Origin of the sequence: uncultured Streptococcus sp., assembly GCF_901875575.1 — a bacterium.
GTDB lineage: Bacteria > Bacillota > Bacilli > Lactobacillales > Streptococcaceae > Streptococcus.
Genome location: NZ_CABFMF010000011.1, coordinates 145,205 through 163,908, shown reverse-complemented (window position 1 = coordinate 163,908; position 18,704 = coordinate 145,205). Strand labels below are relative to the sequence as shown.

At 39.8% G+C, this 18,704-nt stretch carries 19 protein-coding genes, 1 pseudogene and 1 riboswitch; of the genes and pseudogenes, 2 read left to right on the top strand and 18 right to left on the bottom strand.

Going from position 1 to position 18,704, the window contains the following annotated elements:
- From QZ114_RS03355 to QZ114_RS03345, 3 genes are read right to left on the bottom strand one after another with little or no spacing between them, the layout of a single operon-like run.
- Entirely contained in the window at nt 1-885 is an 885-nt protein-coding gene (locus QZ114_RS03355; RefSeq protein WP_295499694.1) for an ABC transporter ATP-binding protein, read from the bottom strand.
- Entirely contained in the window at nt 872-1,066 is a 195-nt protein-coding gene (locus QZ114_RS03350; RefSeq protein WP_000708869.1) for a hypothetical protein, read from the bottom strand. The genes QZ114_RS03355 and QZ114_RS03350 overlap by 14 nt, the downstream gene beginning before the upstream one ends.
- Entirely contained in the window at nt 1,063-1,254 is a 192-nt protein-coding gene (locus tag QZ114_RS03345; RefSeq protein ID WP_295499691.1) for a hypothetical protein, read from the bottom strand. Before QZ114_RS03345 ends, QZ114_RS03350 begins: the two co-directional genes overlap by 4 nt.
- Nucleotides 1,255-1,922: 668 nt before the next feature.
- Here QZ114_RS03345 and QZ114_RS03340 point away from each other — a divergent pair.
- Entirely contained in the window at nt 1,923-3,131 is a 1,209-nt protein-coding gene (locus QZ114_RS03340) for an ATP-binding protein (protein WP_295499689.1), read from the top strand.
- A gap of 360 nt (nt 3,132-3,491) precedes the next feature.
- A pseudogene (locus QZ114_RS03335) lies at nt 3,492-3,868 on the top strand (site-specific integrase).
- Between the two features lie 220 nt (nt 3,869-4,088).
- Here the strand turns inward: QZ114_RS03335 and rpsI are convergent.
- From rpsI to QZ114_RS03260, 15 genes are all read right to left on the bottom strand, one after another.
- Nucleotides 4,089-4,481, bottom strand: a complete 393-nt coding sequence (gene rpsI / locus QZ114_RS03330) for a 30S ribosomal protein S9 (RefSeq protein ID WP_000075973.1) — start codon at nt 4,479-4,481, stop codon at nt 4,089-4,091.
- Nucleotides 4,482-4,499: 18 nt separating this feature from the next.
- Nucleotides 4,500-4,946, bottom strand: a complete 447-nt coding sequence (gene rplM, locus QZ114_RS03325; RefSeq protein ID WP_001044624.1) for a 50S ribosomal protein L13 — start codon at nt 4,944-4,946, stop codon at nt 4,500-4,502.
- A 215-nt stretch (nt 4,947-5,161) separates the two neighbouring features.
- Complete coding sequence (locus tag QZ114_RS03320; protein WP_295499676.1) at nt 5,162-6,361, bottom strand: ABC transporter permease; 1,200 nt, start codon at nt 6,359-6,361, stop codon at nt 5,162-5,164.
- On the bottom strand, nt 6,358-7,251 hold the full coding sequence (locus QZ114_RS03315; RefSeq protein ID WP_078238004.1) for an ABC transporter ATP-binding protein: 894 nt from the start codon (nt 7,249-7,251) through the stop codon (nt 6,358-6,360). The genes QZ114_RS03320 and QZ114_RS03315 overlap by 4 nt, the downstream gene beginning before the upstream one ends.
- A gap of 388 nt (nt 7,252-7,639) precedes the next feature.
- On the bottom strand, nt 7,640-10,045 hold the full coding sequence (pheT, locus tag QZ114_RS03310; protein WP_295499673.1) for a phenylalanine--tRNA ligase subunit beta: 2,406 nt from the start codon (nt 10,043-10,045) through the stop codon (nt 7,640-7,642).
- Nucleotides 10,046-10,121: 76 nt separating this feature from the next.
- Entirely contained in the window at nt 10,122-10,631 is a 510-nt protein-coding gene (locus tag QZ114_RS03305; protein ID WP_295499671.1) for a GNAT family N-acetyltransferase, read from the bottom strand.
- Nucleotides 10,631-11,677: a phenylalanine--tRNA ligase subunit alpha gene (gene pheS, locus QZ114_RS03300; RefSeq protein WP_295499669.1), complete on the bottom strand. Its 1,047-nt coding sequence runs from the start codon at nt 11,675-11,677 to the stop codon at nt 10,631-10,633. Before pheS ends, QZ114_RS03305 begins: the two co-directional genes overlap by 1 nt.
- Before the next feature lie 270 nt (nt 11,678-11,947).
- Nucleotides 11,948-12,397 (bottom strand): GNAT family N-acetyltransferase, encoded by a 450-nt coding sequence (locus QZ114_RS03295; protein ID WP_295500257.1) that lies wholly within the window; start codon nt 12,395-12,397, stop codon nt 11,948-11,950.
- A gap of 4 nt (nt 12,398-12,401) precedes the next feature.
- Nucleotides 12,402-12,821, bottom strand: coding sequence for a chromosome partitioning protein ParB (locus tag QZ114_RS03290; protein ID WP_125422382.1), 420 nt, complete (start codon nt 12,819-12,821; stop codon nt 12,402-12,404).
- 27 nt (nt 12,822-12,848) lie between these two features.
- Nucleotides 12,849-13,499, bottom strand: a complete 651-nt coding sequence (locus tag QZ114_RS03285) for a phosphatase PAP2 family protein (RefSeq protein WP_295499666.1) — start codon at nt 13,497-13,499, stop codon at nt 12,849-12,851.
- Nucleotides 13,489-14,052 carry an ECF transporter S component gene (locus tag QZ114_RS03280; protein ID WP_000185823.1) on the bottom strand — a complete coding sequence of 188 codons (564 nt, stop codon included), beginning with the start codon at nt 14,050-14,052 and terminating at the stop codon, nt 13,489-13,491. The genes QZ114_RS03285 and QZ114_RS03280 overlap by 11 nt, the downstream gene beginning before the upstream one ends.
- Nucleotides 14,053-14,206: 154 nt before the next feature.
- Nucleotides 14,207-14,441, bottom strand: a riboswitch (FMN riboswitch).
- 58 nt (nt 14,442-14,499) lie between these two features.
- Nucleotides 14,500-15,003, bottom strand: a complete 504-nt coding sequence (locus QZ114_RS03275) for a tRNA (cytidine(34)-2'-O)-methyltransferase (RefSeq protein WP_295499663.1) — start codon at nt 15,001-15,003, stop codon at nt 14,500-14,502.
- 283 nt (nt 15,004-15,286) lie between these two features.
- Nucleotides 15,287-15,799 carry a GNAT family N-acetyltransferase gene (locus QZ114_RS03270; RefSeq protein WP_295499661.1) on the bottom strand — a complete coding sequence of 171 codons (513 nt, stop codon included), beginning with the start codon at nt 15,797-15,799 and terminating at the stop codon, nt 15,287-15,289.
- Between the two features lie 315 nt (nt 15,800-16,114).
- Complete coding sequence (locus tag QZ114_RS03265; protein ID WP_295499659.1) at nt 16,115-16,945, bottom strand: energy-coupling factor transporter transmembrane protein EcfT; 831 nt, start codon at nt 16,943-16,945, stop codon at nt 16,115-16,117.
- Nucleotides 16,930-18,612, bottom strand: coding sequence for an ABC transporter ATP-binding protein (locus QZ114_RS03260; protein ID WP_295499657.1), 1,683 nt, complete (start codon nt 18,610-18,612; stop codon nt 16,930-16,932). The genes QZ114_RS03265 and QZ114_RS03260 overlap by 16 nt, the downstream gene beginning before the upstream one ends.
- Nucleotides 18,613-18,704 lie beyond the last annotated feature (92 nt).

Sequence of the window (18,704 nt, the reverse complement as noted above, 5' to 3'; positions counted from 1 at the left end):
TTAGTCATCTCCCTTTTGTGTTTCTTCAAAGATTGTATCCAACAAGCTACGATTATTGACTTCAATTTCTTGAATCCTACATCCTGCTTGCACTAACAGTTGCCAAAAAGCATCCGCTTCACGTGTAACTACTTGCAAAGCATCTTGTTTTTGTGACCAGTTTTCAACCAAGTTAGACTGCTCAATGACTTCCTTGTATGCTAGAGGAAGGATAAAATGCTTTTCAATTCCCTCACTACGCATGGCTAGAGGCGTCGTATCACGAATCAACTCTCCCTTATTCAAGACCAAGATTCGGTCCGCTGTATGCTCTACCTCTTCGATATAATGGGAGGAATAGAGAATGGTAACTCCCTTAGCTTTTAGTTCCTGAACAATTTCCCAAAAGCGTTGACGGGTTGAAGTATCCATGGCAGCAGTCGGCTCATCTAAGAAGACTAGCTTTGGTCGCCCAATCAAGGTCAAGACGAAAGAAAAGAGACGCTTTTGTCCACCTGACAATTTTTCTGCAAATTGCTCTTTTTGTTGCTGGTCAAACTGCAATAGTTGATCAATTTCCTGGTTGCTCAAGGGATTTGGGTAAATGCTTTGAAAGAAAGCAATCAACTCTTTGACCTTTAATTTCTGAACGATGACATTTTCTTGAGGCAGGTAGGATCTTGTGTAATCTAACTGAGAACTCGTCACTGACAAGCCTTGGATGGATACTTGACCGCTTGTGACCAGTTTATCTCCAAGCAGACAGTCCAAGAGTGTGGTCTTCCCAGCACCATTGGGCCCAATCAAGGCGACGCATTCACCTTCAGCTACCTCAAAGGAAATACCCTTCAAAATAGACTTGCCCTTGATGTTTTTATTTAGGCTTTCTACCTTAATCATGTTCATGATATTCTCCTTTCAGCCACTCCTTTCCCATAGGAAAGGCGATAAAAATCATAAATCCTAGTCCCCAGGCACCACGGATGAATTGGTGAAGGAAGGCTTGATCAAACCAACCTGTAAACATTTCTACCAACCATACCACTAGTGATAGTCCAATAAAAAGATAGAGAAACGCTTTTTTCATTTTTCAAACTCCTTTTTCACATCTGAGACTAATTTCAAACCTTCTCGGATAAGCCAGGACATCATTCCAAATCCTGCAAATAGCTCCCAAGGAAAATGATAGAAATCTTCATCCAATCCTGAAAACATGAGATAAGTCATGACTCCTGCTACTACTAAACTCATTGCGACAATTACTTTATGTTTCATTTTTTTCTTCCTTTCTGTTATAAATCTATTGTATTTCATTATAAATTAGAAAAATAGAGCCTAATGTAATTAGAGAATATGACAAAAGTCATTTAGTAAACGAAATGATAAAAAATTAAATGGCGACATAAACAGTTAGATGTTAGAGAAAAATGAAAATAAGCATTACTTATAAGTTTATTAATTAGATAAAAAAGAGAACTTAACTAGTCCTCAAAAAAGTCCCATAAGATCAATAATTCTTTCGAATTAACGTTTACTAAATTGTGATGCTTTACGAGCTTTCTTAAGACCTGGTTTTTTCTACATCATGATATTTATGGTAAATTATTGCTAAAATCAAGTACTTTCGAGAGATGAATCCTCAATTTTTACATATATAATCCTTTTGAAAATCAAGAGGTTATCAAAGGGTTATCACTTTTTTAGTTTTCGGAGCTTATGTAATTGAGAAATACGATCTAATGTATCACAAAGATGATGTACAGTTTAGCAACAAATATACAGTTTCTTCGCTCCTGGACAATTTCTTTTTCTATCCTGAAAATATTTAAATAGTTCTAAATATTATTTCTAGATATTTAAAAATAATAAAACAAATTCTATTTTATTTCTAAATATTTGAAAATAATTACTATTTATATTATACTATCTTTGAGGTAACTATTATGAACTATATTAAAAGACCACATTATTTAGACTTTTTAAGAAGACATCGTGACCGCCAAATCATTAAAGTTGTGAGTGGAGTTAGACGAGCTGGTAAATCTGTTCTCTTTCAACTCTATAAAGAGGAGTTACTAGCAACTGGGGTAGACGAGGATCAGATTATATCCATAAATTTTGAAGATTTGAGTTACTATGAACTGCGACATTTTCAAACATTATTTGCTTATATAAAAGAGCGGTTAGTTGAGGAAAAAACATACTATATCTTTTTAGATGAAATTCAACATGTTGAAAAATTTGAGCTAGTAGCAGATAGTCTATTCATCCTACCAAATGTTGACCTCTATTTGACTGGATCCAACGCCTACTTTATGAGTAGCCAATTAGCTACAAACTTGACTGGTCGGTATGTTGAGATAGAGGTTCTTCCTTTGTCATTTGAAGAATACCTATCAGGTCAAGCTCTCTCAAAGAATCTGAATACAACAGAAATTTTTAACAATTATCTCTTTAGTGCTTTCCCTTACTTATTGCAAACATCATCTTACGCTGAAAAAATTGACTATCTAAGAGGAATATATAACTCAATACTGTTAAATGATATTGTCACTAGATTGGGAAATCCAAATCCTACTATTATTGAGCGCATTGTCCGAACCCTTCTCAGTAGTACAGGTAGCTTAATATCAACGAATAAGATTCGCAATACCCTGGTCAGCCAAAATGTTTCAATATCCCACAATACTTTGGAAAATTATTTGACGACTTTGACAGACAGTTTACTTTTTTATTCCGTTCCACGTTTTGATGTAAAAGGCAGAGCATTATTACAACGCTTAGAAAAATATTATCCCGTTGATTTAGGTTTACGACACCTCTTATTGCCAGACCACAAAGAAGATATTGGCCATATCTTGGAAAATATTGTCTATTTGGAATTGAGACGTAGATATTCGCAAGTATATGTTGGTAATTTAGATAAGTATGAGGTTGATTTTGTTGTTGTAACTGATCTTGGTCACTACGCTTATTATCAAGTCAGTGAAACAACACTTGCTCCAGAAACACTAGAAAGAGAACTTAGACCACTAGAAGCCATTAAAGATCAATTCCCAAAATATCTATTAACAATGGATACGATTCAGCCAACAGCAAATTACAATGGTATTGAGAAGAAAAACATTATAGATTGGTTACTAGAAAAGTAGATAATCATAAATCATACAGCTAACTAGATTTGTAACAGTCTGTTATCAATGATTCTACCCAAATCCTAACAAAATATAAGAAATTTGGAACACACTATCTAATACAAAGACTTGAAGGATAAAATGGAATCTATAACTTCTGAAAGCAATATTATTACTCATAATGATGAATCTCCATAGAATTAATAAAGCTAGGAATCAAACGGAACTATAATGAAAAAGAGACTAAGCAATCAGGCTCTAAAATCCTAAAAAGCGCATAGTATCAGATATTGAACAACCTTGATAATATGCGTTTTATTATGGAAATATTTGCTTCATTTTCTCCTGAAATAGAGCTTTTTCTATCCTATTTTCTCTATTTCTAATGACTTACTTCAGCTTCTTACCTCTTGGAAAAAGCAACAAAGATATGAACTGGCAAAATTTGGCATCATCAGTAATCCAGAACAATTTGTTTTTACATATATCGACACAAAAAGAAACATCAACAATCCTTTACATGCTGACTATCTAAACAATAAAATGAAAAGCATCATAAAGAGCTGACACATGCTACACCTCATAAACTGCGACATACAGGAGCAACGCTTGCTAAACAAGCAGGAATGAGCTTAGAAGCAATTTCTGAAGCACTAACACACAGCGATACAGGTACAACTCAAATTTATGTCAATACTTCTAACGTTGTTTCTATGACCGTTGGTGAATTTGCTTTAAAGTCTCTAAAACAATAAGGTGAAAATAAGGTAAACTTTGAGGTAAACTTTTGAGTGCTTTGAAACGTTGATAGTATCGTATTAATTAATGTTTTGAGCCAACTGGCCTTGTCCGGTTGCAGCCAAATTTGCAAGCAACTAAAGTCGCAACAACTGTGTCAATTGCACCAATTTAGTAAGAAAGTACAAAAAGAACACCCCGAAAGGTGCTCTTTGTAAGTATAGTAATTCTTTCGAATTAACGTTTACTAAATTGTGATGCTTTACGAGCTTTCTTAAGACCTGGTTTCTTACGTTCAACTTTACGTGAGTCACGTGTAAGAAGTCCTGCGCGTTTCAATGAATCGCGGAAGTCTGGGTCTACTTGAAGAAGGGCACGAGCGATACCGTGACGGATAGCTCCTGATTGACCAGCGTATCCACCACCTACAACGTTAACGAAAACGTCGTATGAACCTACAGTTGAAGTAACTGCGAATGGTTGGTTGATGACAAGACGAAGGTCAGCGTGTGGGATGTACTCTTCAACATCTTTTTTGTTAACAGTGATTTTACCAGTTCCTGGAACAAGGCGAACGCGTGCAACAGCGTTTTTACGACGTCCAGTACCTGCATATTGTGCTTGTGACATACTTTATTGTTCCTTTCCTTAGATAAGTCCTGAAATATCAAGAACTTCTGGTTGTTGTGCAGCGTGAGTGTGCTCAGCTCCAACAAATACTTTCAACTTCATACCTTGAGCGCGTCCAAGTGTATTGTGTGGAAGCATACCTTTAACTGATTTCTCGATCAAACGTACTGCATTTTTAGAACGAAGTTCACCTGCAGAGATTTGTTTCAATCCACCTGGGTGGTTTGAGTGAGTGTAGTAGATTTTATCAGTTGCTTTTTTACCAGTCAATTTAACTTTTTCAGCATTGATAACAATCACAAAGTCACCTGTATCAGTGTGTGGTGTAAATGTTGGTTTGTTTTTTCCGCGAAGTACGCTAGCAACTACTGCAGAAAGACGTCCAAGTGGTACATCAGTTGCGTCAACTACGTACCATTTACGTTCAACTTGGCCTGGTTTAGCCATAAATGTTGTTTTGTTCATGATTTCTCCTATATATAGTTCGATTTTTGTTTACGGTGATGGGTGTTCCTTCCCATCGAAAAGTATTTGGAAGGTTCCGGGGCCTTTCAAATGGGGTAAACAATACCGCCTACTATCATATCAAATTTCACCCCTAAAAGTCAATAGATATGAAAAATATTTTTCTAAATTCCGCTCTTTTTGTCTCTAGAAAACCTCGCTTTCGCGAGGCTCTTCTATTTATAAGATAAAGCACGTTTAAAGGTTTTCCAAGGACCTAAATCATCTGTTTGCAGAACGAGACTAGCATACATACGCCCGATAAAGACTGTTGCAGTTACTGCAAAAGCGATCGTGATAGCAAGCGAAATCCATGCTTCTGCTCCCCCTGCATAGCCATTAATGGCTCTAAATGGCATGAAGAAAGTCGAAATAAAGGGAATATATGAACCAATTTTTAAAATCAAATTGTCCCCTGCAGAGCCTAAGGACATAACTCCCACAAAACCTATCACAATCACAATCATCAAAGGTGACAAGGCTTTTCCTGCGTCCTCAGGACGAGAAACCATAGAACCTAGGAAGGCTGCTAAAACGACGTACATAAAGAAACTGACTAAAATAAAGAGCAAGGTATTCAGAGAGAAAGCATCTCCCAAGTGATCCAAGATACCAAACTGAGCCAAGAATGGCAAATCTTTAAAGAGCAGAATGGCAGCGAGACCACCCACGACATAGATGCCGATATGAGTCAAAATCACAAGCAACAAGGCAAGCATACGAGCATAGAAATAATGGCTAGCTCGAATACTGGAAAAGACCACCTCCATGATTTTAGTCCCTTTCTCACTAGCCACTTCCTGGGCAGTGACACTAGCATAAGTAATTAAAATCATATAGAGAAATGCTCCAACCGCTGTAGCCGCGATGGTTTGAATCATTTTTTTATTTTCCTTGGATTCATCAATTTTCTCCGTAAAGTTAACTGTTTGTTCCAAGCGTTTTTCCTGTTCTTGCGACAAATTAGCTGCCGAACGATTGAGTTGAGCTTGAAGCTCATTTAACTTGCTCGTTACTCCTAGCTTAATAATACTCTCAAGAGAAGTTTCACCGTGATAAACTGCCTTCAAGACAGTATCCTCTTGGTCAATGGTCAAAAAGCCTTTTAATTTTTCATCCTTGATAGCAGCTTGAGCACTTGCTTCATCCTTGTAGTCAAAATTGAGACCATTGGTAGATTTGAGACCTTCTGTCACAGCTGGAACAGTGCTAATAACTGCTATCTTACCACTCTGAGCCATTGATGAGCCTTGGAGATAGCCAATTCCTCCAAAGAGACCGATAAACAAGAATGGTGAAATCACCATAAAGAAGAAACTCCACGACTTGATGTGTCGAAGATAGGTTTCCTTCATTACAACCCACATATTTCTCATACTTCCACCCCTGATTCTAGTTTAAAGATTTCATCGATTGTTGGCGCTTGCTGGTCAAAGGTTGCGATATATTGCCCCTGAGTCAAGATTGGGAAGAGCTCCCTTCCAGCGCTCTCATCCTCCAAGATCAATTTCCAACTGCCTTGTTTAGTCAAGCTCACCTGCTTAACATGAGGAAGATTTTCCAATTCTTCCTTACTTCGTTCACTTGAAACAAAGAGACGCGTTTTCCCGTATTGATTGCGGACATCCTGGACTGGTCCGTGCAAGACCACACGGCCATCTCGAATCATCAGAATATCGTCACAAAGTTCCTCGACGTTGGTCATGACATGGTCAGAAAAGATAATGGTTGCTCCGCGCTCTTTTTCCTGAAAAATGACTTGCTTGAGCAATTCTGTATTGACTGGGTCCAAACCACTGAAAGGTTCATCCAGGATAATCAAGTCTGGCTCATGAATCAGAGTAATGATGAGCTGAATCTTCTGCTGATTTCCTTTTGACAGGCTCTTAATTTTATCTGTCAGCTTTCCTTTTACTTCTAACCTCTTCATCCATTGAGGAAGTTTTTCCTTGATTGCCTTGGCATCCATACCTTTTAGAGTCGCCAAGTAACGAACTTGTTCAAGGACTGTCAATTTAGGCATGAGACTGCGTTCTTCAGGCAGATAGCCAATCCGAGCATAGGTTTCCTGACGAATATCCTGACCATCCAGACTGATTTCTCCCTGATATTCTAAAAATTTCAAAATACTGTGGAAAATCGTTGTCTTCCCAGCACCATTTTTTCCAACTAGTCCCAAAATACGACCTGGTCGCGCTTGAAAGTCAATACCAAACAAAACTTGCTTGGGTCCAAAACTTTTCTCTAGACTTCTTACTTCTAGCATCTTTCACCTCCGAAATGTCTTGCACTCATTATACTCCTTTTTGATAGCCTTTACAATGGTTTCTGTCCATTTTTATAAGACTAATGCTATGTAAAATATGGCCTGGAGCACTTTTATACTCAATGAAAATCAAAGAGCAAACTAGGAAGCTAGCCGTAGGTTGCTCAAAACACTATTTTGAGGTTGTAGATAAGACTGACGAAGTCAGTCACATATATACGGCAAGGCGAAGCTGACGTGGTTTGAAGAGATTTTCGAAGAGTATTAGTGATAAATCCATTATACAGTAGCAAACTTAATTTATCATCTCTGTTCCTCAACTGTCCATTTTTGATCCTGAATTGTTATTTGAAAAGCAAAAATCCACCCCGAAGGATGGATTGATACTTTAACGCACTTCTGCATTGACTTTTTCTTCGAGTGATGCTTGGATTTTTTCCATGTAGCGTGCGACTTCTTCGTCCGTTAAGCTATCTTCAGGATTTTGGAAAGTCAAGCTATAAGCCATTGACTTCATACCTAGTCCCAATTTTTCGCCTGAGAAGACGTCAAAGAGTTTGATATCTGTCAAACGTTTCACGCCGGCAGCTTGGATCGCGTCCACAACTTCTTGGTGAGTCACTTCTGCCTTGAGAAGGAGGGCAACGTCACGGCTGACTGCTGGGAATTTGGTGATTTCCACAAATGGAGCAGCAGGTTGAAGCGCAGCTTCGACGGCTGAAAGGTTAAGCTCAGCTACATACGTTTCTGGAATATCGTAAGCCTTAGCAGTGACTGGATGCACTTGGCCAAGGAAACCAAGAACTTGGTCACCGAGTGAAATCATAGCTGTACGACCTGGGTGGAGGCTAGCAATCTCAGATGTTGCTGTATAAGTTACTTGGAGTCCCAAGCGAGTAAAGAGCGCTTCAAGGATTCCCTTAGCATAGAAGAAATCAACTGGAACTGCTGCTGTTTGGAAATCTTTTTCAGCAACTAAGCCTGTCAAGGCAAAGGCAAAACTGTTGATTTCATTTGGAAGTTCTTCTTTTGGATTGCCTGTTTGTTCAAAAACTTTTCCAATCTCATAAAGGGCCAAGTTTTTATTCTTACGAGCCACGTTGTAGGCAACAGTGTCAAGGATACCTGAGATCATATTTTGACGGAGGACAGAACGGTCCGCTGTCATTGGCCACATAAGTTCAGTAAGGTTACTTGGTTGAGCCGTAAACACAACTGCTTTTTCAGGAGTTGTTAGAGCGTAGGTGATGATTTCTGTCAAACCTGCTCCTTCAGCGATGGTACGAACTTGACGGCGGAGTTTCTGTGTGGCTGTCAATTCACCAGCTGTCCCATCGTCTTTTGGAAGACTGGTTGGCAAGCGGTCATATCCATAGATACGAGCAATTTCTTCAAAGAGGTCTGCCTCGATTGTGATATCCCAGCGACGACGTGGGACACTGACTGTAAAGCTATCTGCATTTCCAGAAAGGCCAAATCCAAGACGACGGAAGACGTCTTCTACATCAGCATAAGAAAGCTCTGTACCAAGGACACGGTTAACATCAGCAAGAGTTGAAGAAACTTCCACATCAGAGGTATCAAGCTCACCCGCTGAAACGATACCTTTACGTACTGTTGCACCGGCAAGTTCGGCAATCATACTAGCTGCCGCATCAAGAGCTTCATTGACTGTTGCCACATTGATACCTTTTTCAAAGCGAGAAGATGACTCAGAACGAAGGTTGAGGCGACCACTTGTCTTACGGATAGATTTGCCATTGAAAACAGCAGCTTCAAGGACAACACGACTAGATTTTTCAGAGATTTCTGTTGCTTGACCACCCATAACACCTGCAAGAGCTACTGGCTTGTCTGCGACAGTGATAACTAAGTCATTCATGTCCAAGTCACGTTCTTCACCATCTAAAGTCACCAATTTTTCACCAGCACGCGCTTCACGTACACGGATGTCAGTTTCTTCAAAGGTATCCAAGTCAAAGGCATGCATTGGTTGACCAAAGTAGAGCAGGATATAGTTGGTCACGTCCACTACGTTATTAATTGGACGGATTCCTTCGTTCATGAGAAGGTTTTGCAACCATTGTGGACTTGGTGCGATAGTCACATTGTCCAAGATACGAGCGGCATAGTAAGGCGCCTTGTCTGTCTCAATGCCCACAGAAAGAGCATCTGCTGCAGCTTGGTCAGTTTCTGAAAGAGTAAATTCTTTAAAGTTGACTGCCTTGTCATAGATGGCCGCCACCTCGTGAGCCACCCCACGCATAGAAAGAGCATCCGCACGGTTAGGTGTAATTGAAAGTTCGATGATTTCATCATCCAAGTCTAGATATGAGAAGACTTCCTCACCTGGAACGGCATTTTCTGGCAAGATTTGGATGCCATCTGCGAATTCCTTAGGTACAACTGAGTCAGAAATTCCCAATTCACCAAGTGAACAGATCATCCCAAGTGACTCAAGACCGCGGATTTTTCCTTTTTTGATTTTGTAATTGTCAGCGATACGAGCTCCCGGAAGTGCCACCATAACCTTGATACCTGCACGCACATTCGGGGCACCACAGACGATTTGACGGGCTTCTTCTTCGCCAACGTTAACCTGACAAACATGGAGGTGAGTTTCTGGCACATCTTCGCAAGACAAGACCTCACCGACGACAATTTTTGAGAGACCAGCAGCAGGTGATTCAACACCTTCTACCTCGATCCCTGTAGTTGACATTTTTTCAGCCAACTCTTGTGATGGCACATCAATGTCCACCAATTCTTTTAACCATTTATAAGATACAAGCATAATTTAGTTTTCCAGAATGACAGTTGCCACTCTGGTTATTTTCCTTTCCTATCATTTCAATAGAAGAATCATCTTCTTACCTTAATTTCTTTCTCAGTAACCAATCCGTATCTACTTTTTGACCAACCATAAAATGATGTTGGCTAAATTTTTCAAAACCATATCGATTATAAAACGCTTGAGCTTTTGTATTATGCTCCCAAACACCTAGCCAAGCCCAGAAAAAACTATTTTTTGTAGCAAGTTCCAGAACGAATTCAAACAGTTTCTTACCGAATCCAAATCCTTGGAATTTTTGTAGCACATAGAGGCGTTGAATTTCAAAAGCATCCTCTAATTCTCTCTCAGTCTGAGCACTTCCCCAGTTGACTTTGAGAAAACCAGCTATCTCCTCTTCATGCATAATGAAATAGGTTTCGGATTCTGGATTTTCCAACTCAGTTGACAAAACTCTCAGACTATAAGCCTCTTCAAAGTATTCCTGTAACTGCTCTTCCGTATTATCATGCGCAAATGTTTCACGAAAGGTTTGTTTGGCAATTTTGGCCAACACCTCAACATCTGCCATTTCTACTTTTCTAATCATTATTTAAACTGTTCTGAGAAGCGGACATCTCCTTGGTAGAATCCACGGATATCATTGATTCCATAACGGAGCATAGCTACACGCTCTTGTCCAAGACCAAAGGCAAATCCAGAGTAAACAGTCGCATCGATACCACTCATTTCAAGGACACGTGGGTGAACCATACCGGCACCCATAATTTCGATCCAACCTGTTTTCTTACATACGTTACAGCCTTCTCCACTACACTTGAAACAAGAAACATCCACCTCAACAGATGGCTCTGTGAATGGGAAGTAAGATGGACGCAGACGGATCTGACGCTCTTCACCGAACATTTTTTGCACAATCAACTGAAGGGTTCCTTGAAGGTCTGCCATAGAAATGTTCTTCCCAACAACCAAGCCTTCAATTTGGTGGAACTGGTGACTGTGGGTCGCATCGTCTGTGTCACGACGGAAGACACGCCCTGGCGAAATCATCTTCAAAGGACCTTTTGAAAAATCATGGGCATCCATAGCACGCGCTTGAACTGGAGACGTGTGAGTACGGAGCAAGATTTCTTCTGTGATATAGAAGGTGTCCTGCATGTCGCGAGCTGGGTGGTCTTTGGGAAGGTTCATACGCTCAAAGTTATAGTAGTCTTGCTCAACTTCAAAACCATCCACGACTTGGTAACCCATACCGATAAAAATATCTTCGATTTCTTCACTAGTTTGTGTGAGGACATGACGGTGACCAGCCGCAACTGGACGACCTGGAAGTGTCACATCGATACTCTCGCTAGCTAATTGTGCAGCGACTTTCTTTTCTTCCAAGAGCTTAGCTGTTTCTTCAAAGGCTGCTGTCAAGACATCACGAGCTTCATTGACGTGTTTCCCAATGATTGGACGCATCTCAGCAGAGACATCTTTCATCCCTTTGAGGATTTCAGTGAGCGAACCCTTTTTACCAAGGACAGAGACACGCAAATCTTGCATCTCTTTTTCATTTTCAGCAGTAATCTGCTTCAAGCTAGCCAGCGTTTCTTCACGAAGCGCTTTTAATTGTTCTTCAATAGTTGACATAATTCCTCCATCAGTCTCTCGTAGATAAAAAGAAAACCACATGCCAAAAACTCCACTCGGAGCGTTGACACGCGGTACCATCCGTTTTTATCTGATAAGTCAGACCTTCATTTCTAAATCCATGCGCAAGTGAATTCACCCAGCTTTCATATAGAGAGCTTGCAGTCACGGCTCTCCTCCCTGATATACTTCCCTTGAGTTACTAGTCTTGCGGATTCCTATTCAATTACTACTTAGTTTATCAGATTTTGAGTTAAAAAACAAGTTAGATTAGACTAATTTCAGTATAAAACTCGTTCCTTTTTCCGTTGCTCCATCTTCCACAAATCCAAGCGACTTGAAACACCTCCTAGAAGCATGATTGTAGGTGTAGATTTCCTTGACTCTCAATTCTTTCCATCCTTTTACTCGAGCCAATTCAATCAAAGTACTTAGAATCTTTTTTCCAAGTCCTCGATGTTGGTAAGCGGAATTCCCAATCACAATGGGGAGATTATCCTGAGATAGTGTAACATCCCCAATTGGAAACCATTCTCCCTTCTCCTTGACTTCAATCCAAAAAAGTTCACCATGCTGATCCAAATAGGAATACATAGCTTCCAAGGTCGCTGGACTGTAAGGAAGCTTCACCCCATCTACTAGGTAAACCAAGTTCACATCCTGATACCAAGCCAAAGCTTCCTCACAATGATTGACCTGATAATAAGGAACAAGACGCAGTGCATCATCTATTTGTAAGATCTCTTTCATCTACTTTCCCTTTCAATAAGAGAGTTGCTGCTTGATTAAAACCCTCACACCAGTTATACCATTTTGCTTCATACTCATCTTGAGGTAAGATATGATTTTTTAAATCCAGAACAGAGTAAATCTTTCTTTCCTCACAAGCTTGCGCATAGAGATGATATAGTTCATCACCGCCGTCTCTATCAAACTCAGCAGAAATCGTATCCCGACCTGCCAATAAAGCCTGATAAGCCCTGTGATGCCCATCTGTAATCAACAAGCAATCTCCGAAGGCAAGAATACTGATTGGATCGACTTGGATTGTTTCTGCCGACTGGTAAAGCCTCTGAATACCTTCTAGTTTCTTTTCTGATAAGTATAGTTGAGTTGGATGAAGATCTTTTATATTGACTTTCATTTCTTTCTCCTCAAGAGATTTTGATACTCACTTCTGCTTGCCTTTAAATCGCCATTGGAAACGAAGCTTGTCATAGAAAGGAAACTCGATAAACAGGACTCCCAAGCCCACACAGAGACTGGCAAGGACGTCTGATGGATAGTGAACCCCCAGATAGACCCTTGATACTAGCACACTGACTAGGTAGAGGGCAAGGACGATTTGTACGATTTTTCTCCAGACTGGATTTTTAATCCGTTGACTGAGAATGACAATCAGAGTGCCCACCATCAGCGTCACTGCCAAAGAATGCCCACTTGGAAAAGAAAATCCCTTCTCCTCTACCAGATGTATGATAGCTGGCCGTGGGCGCTGGTAGATATTTTTAAAGGTCACGATTAAAAAACCTGCCAAAGTCAGATTTCCCAGCATGAAGAAACTTTCTATCTTCCATCGCTTACGATAAAAGACAAAAGCTGTAATGACAACCCAAGTGATAATCACTGGGATATCAATCAAGCGTGTGATGGACTTGAAAAGAATAGTCAAGTAATCTGGCAAGTCTCCTCGAACGGCAACCTGTATCGGTTGGTCAAAACCGACCAGCGTTTCAGGGTAAAATTTGACCATGTAGCCAAGAATAACGAAAAGTAAAAGGGCAAAACTGCCCTTCATTAAAAATGTTTGTTTATCTCTCATAATGTTTTAAGGTTGGTTTCAAGAGAACGTACAACAACCAGAATGAAACGGAAAAGATTACACCCTCAATCAAGTTAAAAGGCAATACCATGGTCATTAGGTAGTTGGAAAGTCCCAAAATTTTTCCAATATCAAAGTTAGCAAACTTAGCGTACAAAGGAACAGCGTAAACATAGTTGAGAACCAACATAGCCACGGTTAAACCAATAGTCCCAGCTAGAGAGCCTAGTAGGAAACGAAGGGTTGTCCGTTCCTTTTTCCAAATCAAAGCAAAGACGATGACAAAAACTCCCAAAGCTACGATATTCATCGGCAAACCAATGTAAGTATTCACTCCTTGACTATTAAGAAGCAATTTCAAGAGTGAGCGAAGCAAGAGAATTCCTAGAGCAGCAGGCAAATCCATGACCACCAAGCCCACAAGGACTGGCAAGATACTAAATTCGATCTTGAGGAAGGACGCCGCTGGTAAAAGCGGAAAGTCAAAGTACATCAGCACAAATGAGATGGCTGATAGAATTGCAATGGTCGAAAGTCGACGTGTGTTTGTCATAACAGGTTCCTCCAATTTTCTATAAAATCAGAAGAAGTTAGAAAGGATTTCTCTATCTATTCTCACTTTTTATATCCCAAAAGTTCCCTCTCACTCTACCAATGCAAGCGGTTACAATCTAGTTATAAATCCATCAGAACAGACAAAGCTATTCTTTCGTCTTCTCCCATCCAGACTATACTGTCGGTTGTGGAATCTCACCACATCAGCTTGCGCTCGCGGACTTCTTTAAAGAGAAGGAAATAGAGATTTTTCTTTTAGACTAGGCGACAAGCTGTAGGCATAACTTCTGGTTAGGCAAAGCTTGTCAACAAAGTATAAAAGGAAAAGATCATTTCCTAGTTAAAGTCACCGCCGGTCGGGAATCACACCCAGCCCTGAAGACTCTTTTATCATAACAAAAAACGCTTGCAAGCGCAAGCATTTTGTTCATTTCATTTTCATTTTTTATTTCAATTTATCTGCTTCATAGGTATGAACGAGCTCAAGACCTGCAAAGCTCTGCTGTCGGAGGGCTTCGTAGACAATCATGCAGACGGTATTAGACACATTGAGACTGCGGACATGTTCATCATTCATAGGAATACGGAGAGCTTTCTCAGGATGTTCGCGCATAAAGTCCTCAGGCAAGCCCTTGTCTTCACGTCCAAAAAGAAAATAATGGTCTTCGTCAGTCGATAAATCTACATCAGAATACACTTTTTCAGCAAATTTCGAAATCAGATAGAGTTTACCCTTCATCTGAGACATAAAATCTTCCAAACTATCGTAAAAATAAATCTCTAGCTTATCCCAATAATCCAATCCAGCCCGCTTCATCTTGCGGTCGTCAATAGGAAAGCCCATTGGCTTAATGATGTGGAGGGGAGAATTGGTCGCAGCGCAAGTACGCGCGATATTGCCTGTATTTTGTGGAATTTGAGGCTCAAATAATACAATGTGATTTGTCATGACTTGCTTCCTTTCACCATTGCAAAAAAATAGCCACACTGCCCGGAGTCAAGCTCAGCAAACAGCGTGGTTAAGGCATCGTTAACTTACCTCACAACAGGTTTGAAGTAAATCAGCGAAACTACTTTCTTAGTATAACACTTTCAGAATCATTGTCAATAGAAACGACTTGATTTTTTCAATTTTTTCAAACTATTTCCAAGGGTTTCTAGGAGAAAATTCTTAAATATCTGCAAAAATTGCTTACTCTTTTATACCTATCTATGGACTGGGAATGATGATATTATGACCTCGTTATCTCAAATACTGCTGTATGAAGCCACTCATTATGAATTTGTAAGTCATTTTCTATAACCCTACTAAAGGTGAAGCCATTTTTTAAAAGCACCCTCTGAGAGGCTAGATTACCTGTTGCCGTTCCTGCAATGATTCTATTGAAAGCATAAGTCGTGAAGGCTTTTTCTAAAACGAGTTTAACCGCTTCGCTTGCATATCCTAAATTGCTAACATTTTCTCCAATCCTATATCCAAGTTCTGCTGTCTTTCGATTATTCTCTAAAACACTTAAATTGATTCTTCCAACCATAACGCCTTGTGTATCTCTAATAAGATGCATGTAGACATCATGATTCTCTTGTTCCCTTAACAATTCCCTCGTAATTTCTTTAAAACCTTCTAAATCAAAATAGTTAGCTGGTCTAGGAGGTAAATTCCGCTCAAAATACTCTTGATTCTCTTTTTCAAAAAAATAGACGTCTAAACTATTTTCTTCAGACAACAGCTCTAAACTTATCATTGTAAATCATCTCCCGTCATTATCTACATTCAAATTTTCTCATGTTTACACAAAGTGAAATTAACACGATTTAAATTAAATACTTTTACTATTTTATATCGTCTCTACATTGTGACACTGAACTTAGTTAAAAATGATTATATTTGAATAACTTTAATTTTGTAGTGTAAATTCTACTATAAAGTAGACAAACTAATTCATATTTTGTCAAAAAGTTTCAAGCATACAATTATTAACTTTATTTCTCATACAATCTATCAATAAAAAGTTATAGAATAATTTCTCTTTACTTATCTAATGAAAACTTTGACAATACTATTTCCAAGGGTTGTAAAATCGTCCCTGATTCTGCAAGATAAGTAGTAAACTAATTACTAAAAACAAGGCTGCCAAGAGCAAGGTAAGATAGTCTCCTTTTCTCAAGGCTTGATAACTATACCAAGTGCGTTTTTTCTCTTTCCCAAAGCGTCGAAGCTCCATGGCGGTCGCGATGGTATCAATGCGTTCTAGCGAGCTAAAAATCAAGGGAGTAATAATGAGCAGATTGCCTTTGATTCGTTGCATGAGAGAAGCTTTCTTGGATAATTCCATCCCACGCGCCTCCTGAGACATCTTGATAGTAAAGAATTCTTCCTGCAAATCTGGAATATAGCGCAAGGTCAGGCTGACTGAATAGGCAATCTTATAAGGCACACCGATTTGATTTAAACTGGAAGCAAACTGACTAGGGTGGGTTGTCATCAAAAAGATAATAGCCAGAGGAATGGTACAAAGGTACTTAATGGCCAGATTTAGCAGATAAAAGAGCTCTTGACTGGTCAGAGTGTAGGCACCGATTCCCTGCCAAATCACACTTCTCTCTCCGTAAAGACCAACCCCATACTCGGGAGAAAAGAGATAGACCATCAAGACGTTTAAAACGGCAAATACCGTCGCAAAAACTGCCACAAAAGAAACATCTTTAAAATGGATTTCTGACAAATAGAGGAGAAAGACCGAAAAGATGGCAATCAGAACAAGCAGTCTGGTATCATAGCTAATCATAGCCGCCAATGACACGAGGATGAAAAAGAGGAGTTTCCCAGCTCCTGACAAGCGATGAATCACAGTATCTCTATGCTGGTAACCAATTAATTTAGCTTGCATCCTTCTCTCCTTTCTTTGTAAAATGCCGTTAAAGCAAGTGGATCCACGTCTAGTTTTTTAGCCAAGTTGAAGATTGAAGTTTCTTTTAGATTGGCTTTTACTAACAGCTCAGGATTGCTCAACAGACTAGCTGGATCGGTATCGGCAATCAGTTCCCCATCAACCATGACAAGAGCACGATCAGAATAATCCAGCATCAATTGCATATCATGAGTAATCATGACAATGGTATGCCCTTTTTGATGCAACTCTTCGAGAAATTCCATAATCTCAGTATAGTTCTTCTGGTCTTGACCTGCAGTTGGTTCATCTAAGAGGATAATTTCAGCCCCTAAGATCAAAATCGAGGCAATAGTGACACGCTTTTTCTGACCAAATGACAGGGCAGAAATGGGCCAATTACGGAATTCATAGAGACCACAGATTTTCAAGGTTTCATAGACTCTCGTTTCAATTTCCTGCTCGTCCACACCTCGCAAACGAAGTCCCAGAGCCACCTCATCAAAAATCATATTGGTTGAAATCATTTGATTGGGATTTTGCAGCACATAGCCTACTCGTTCCGCCCGCTCTGCAACAGAATCTTCTTTTATATCCTGACCTTTCCAAAGATAAGAACCTTCCGTCTGGATAAAGCTACTTAAGGCCTTGGCTAGAGTTGACTTCCCTGCTCCATTTTTTCCGACAATGGCAATCTTTTCACCCTTTTTAATATCTAAATGTAGGGACTTTAAAATCGGTCTATCATCATAAGAAAACGACACGTCCTCTAGTCTAAAGAGTGACTGCAATTCTGGGGTTTCTTTTACCTGTTCCGTCTGCAACTGAATCTGGCCTTTTGAGATAGACAAGTTGTCCAAATTTGATAATTGTTCTTCCTTGAATAAATCTACACCCAATTGACGTAAAGTGGTTAGATAAAGGGGTTCGCGAATTCCATTTTGGGTCAACAAATCAGTCGCCAATAACTGATCAGGACTCCCATTAAAGAGGATACGGCCATCGTTTATCAAGACAATTCGATCCACAGGACGATGCAATACATCCTCCAAACGGTGCTCGATAATAAGGGTCGTCGTCCCCTCTTCCTTATGAATCTGGTCAATCAATTCGATAATATCCTGACCTGACTTGGGATCAAGATTGGCGAGTGGCTCATCAAACAAAAGAATCGGACTTTCATCAATCAAGACACCAGCCAGACTGACTCGCTGCTTTTGTCCACCTGACAAATCCTGAGGACGCTGCGGCAGTAAAGGGAGAAGGTCCAGCTTTTCAGCCCATTTATGAACACGACTTTTCATCTCTTCTAGATCTGTCACATCATTTTCCAGAGCAAAAGCCAAATCCTCTGCCACAGATAAACCGATAAACTGCCCATCTGTATCCTGCAAAACTGTGCTGACCAGATGAGACTTATCATAGATGCTCATATCAAAGGCTGTTTGCCCCTTGATCAAAAATTCTCCAGATGTCTGACCCTTGTAAATATTTGGAATAATTCCATTCAAACACTGACCCAAGGTAGACTTGCCTGACCCAGATGGCCCAACAATTAAGACTTTCTCTCCCTTGTAAATGGTCAAGTCTACCCCTTGCAAGGTCGGTTCTTGTTGTGTTTCATACCGGAAAGAGAAATCTTTCCACTCAATTATAGCTTCTTTCATCTTACTCTCTTCATTCGCTTCTTAGACTTCTATTTTATCATAAATCTACCCCTTCTTGCAGTCTCTTCTCTTAAAAACTTAGCGCCAAAAAG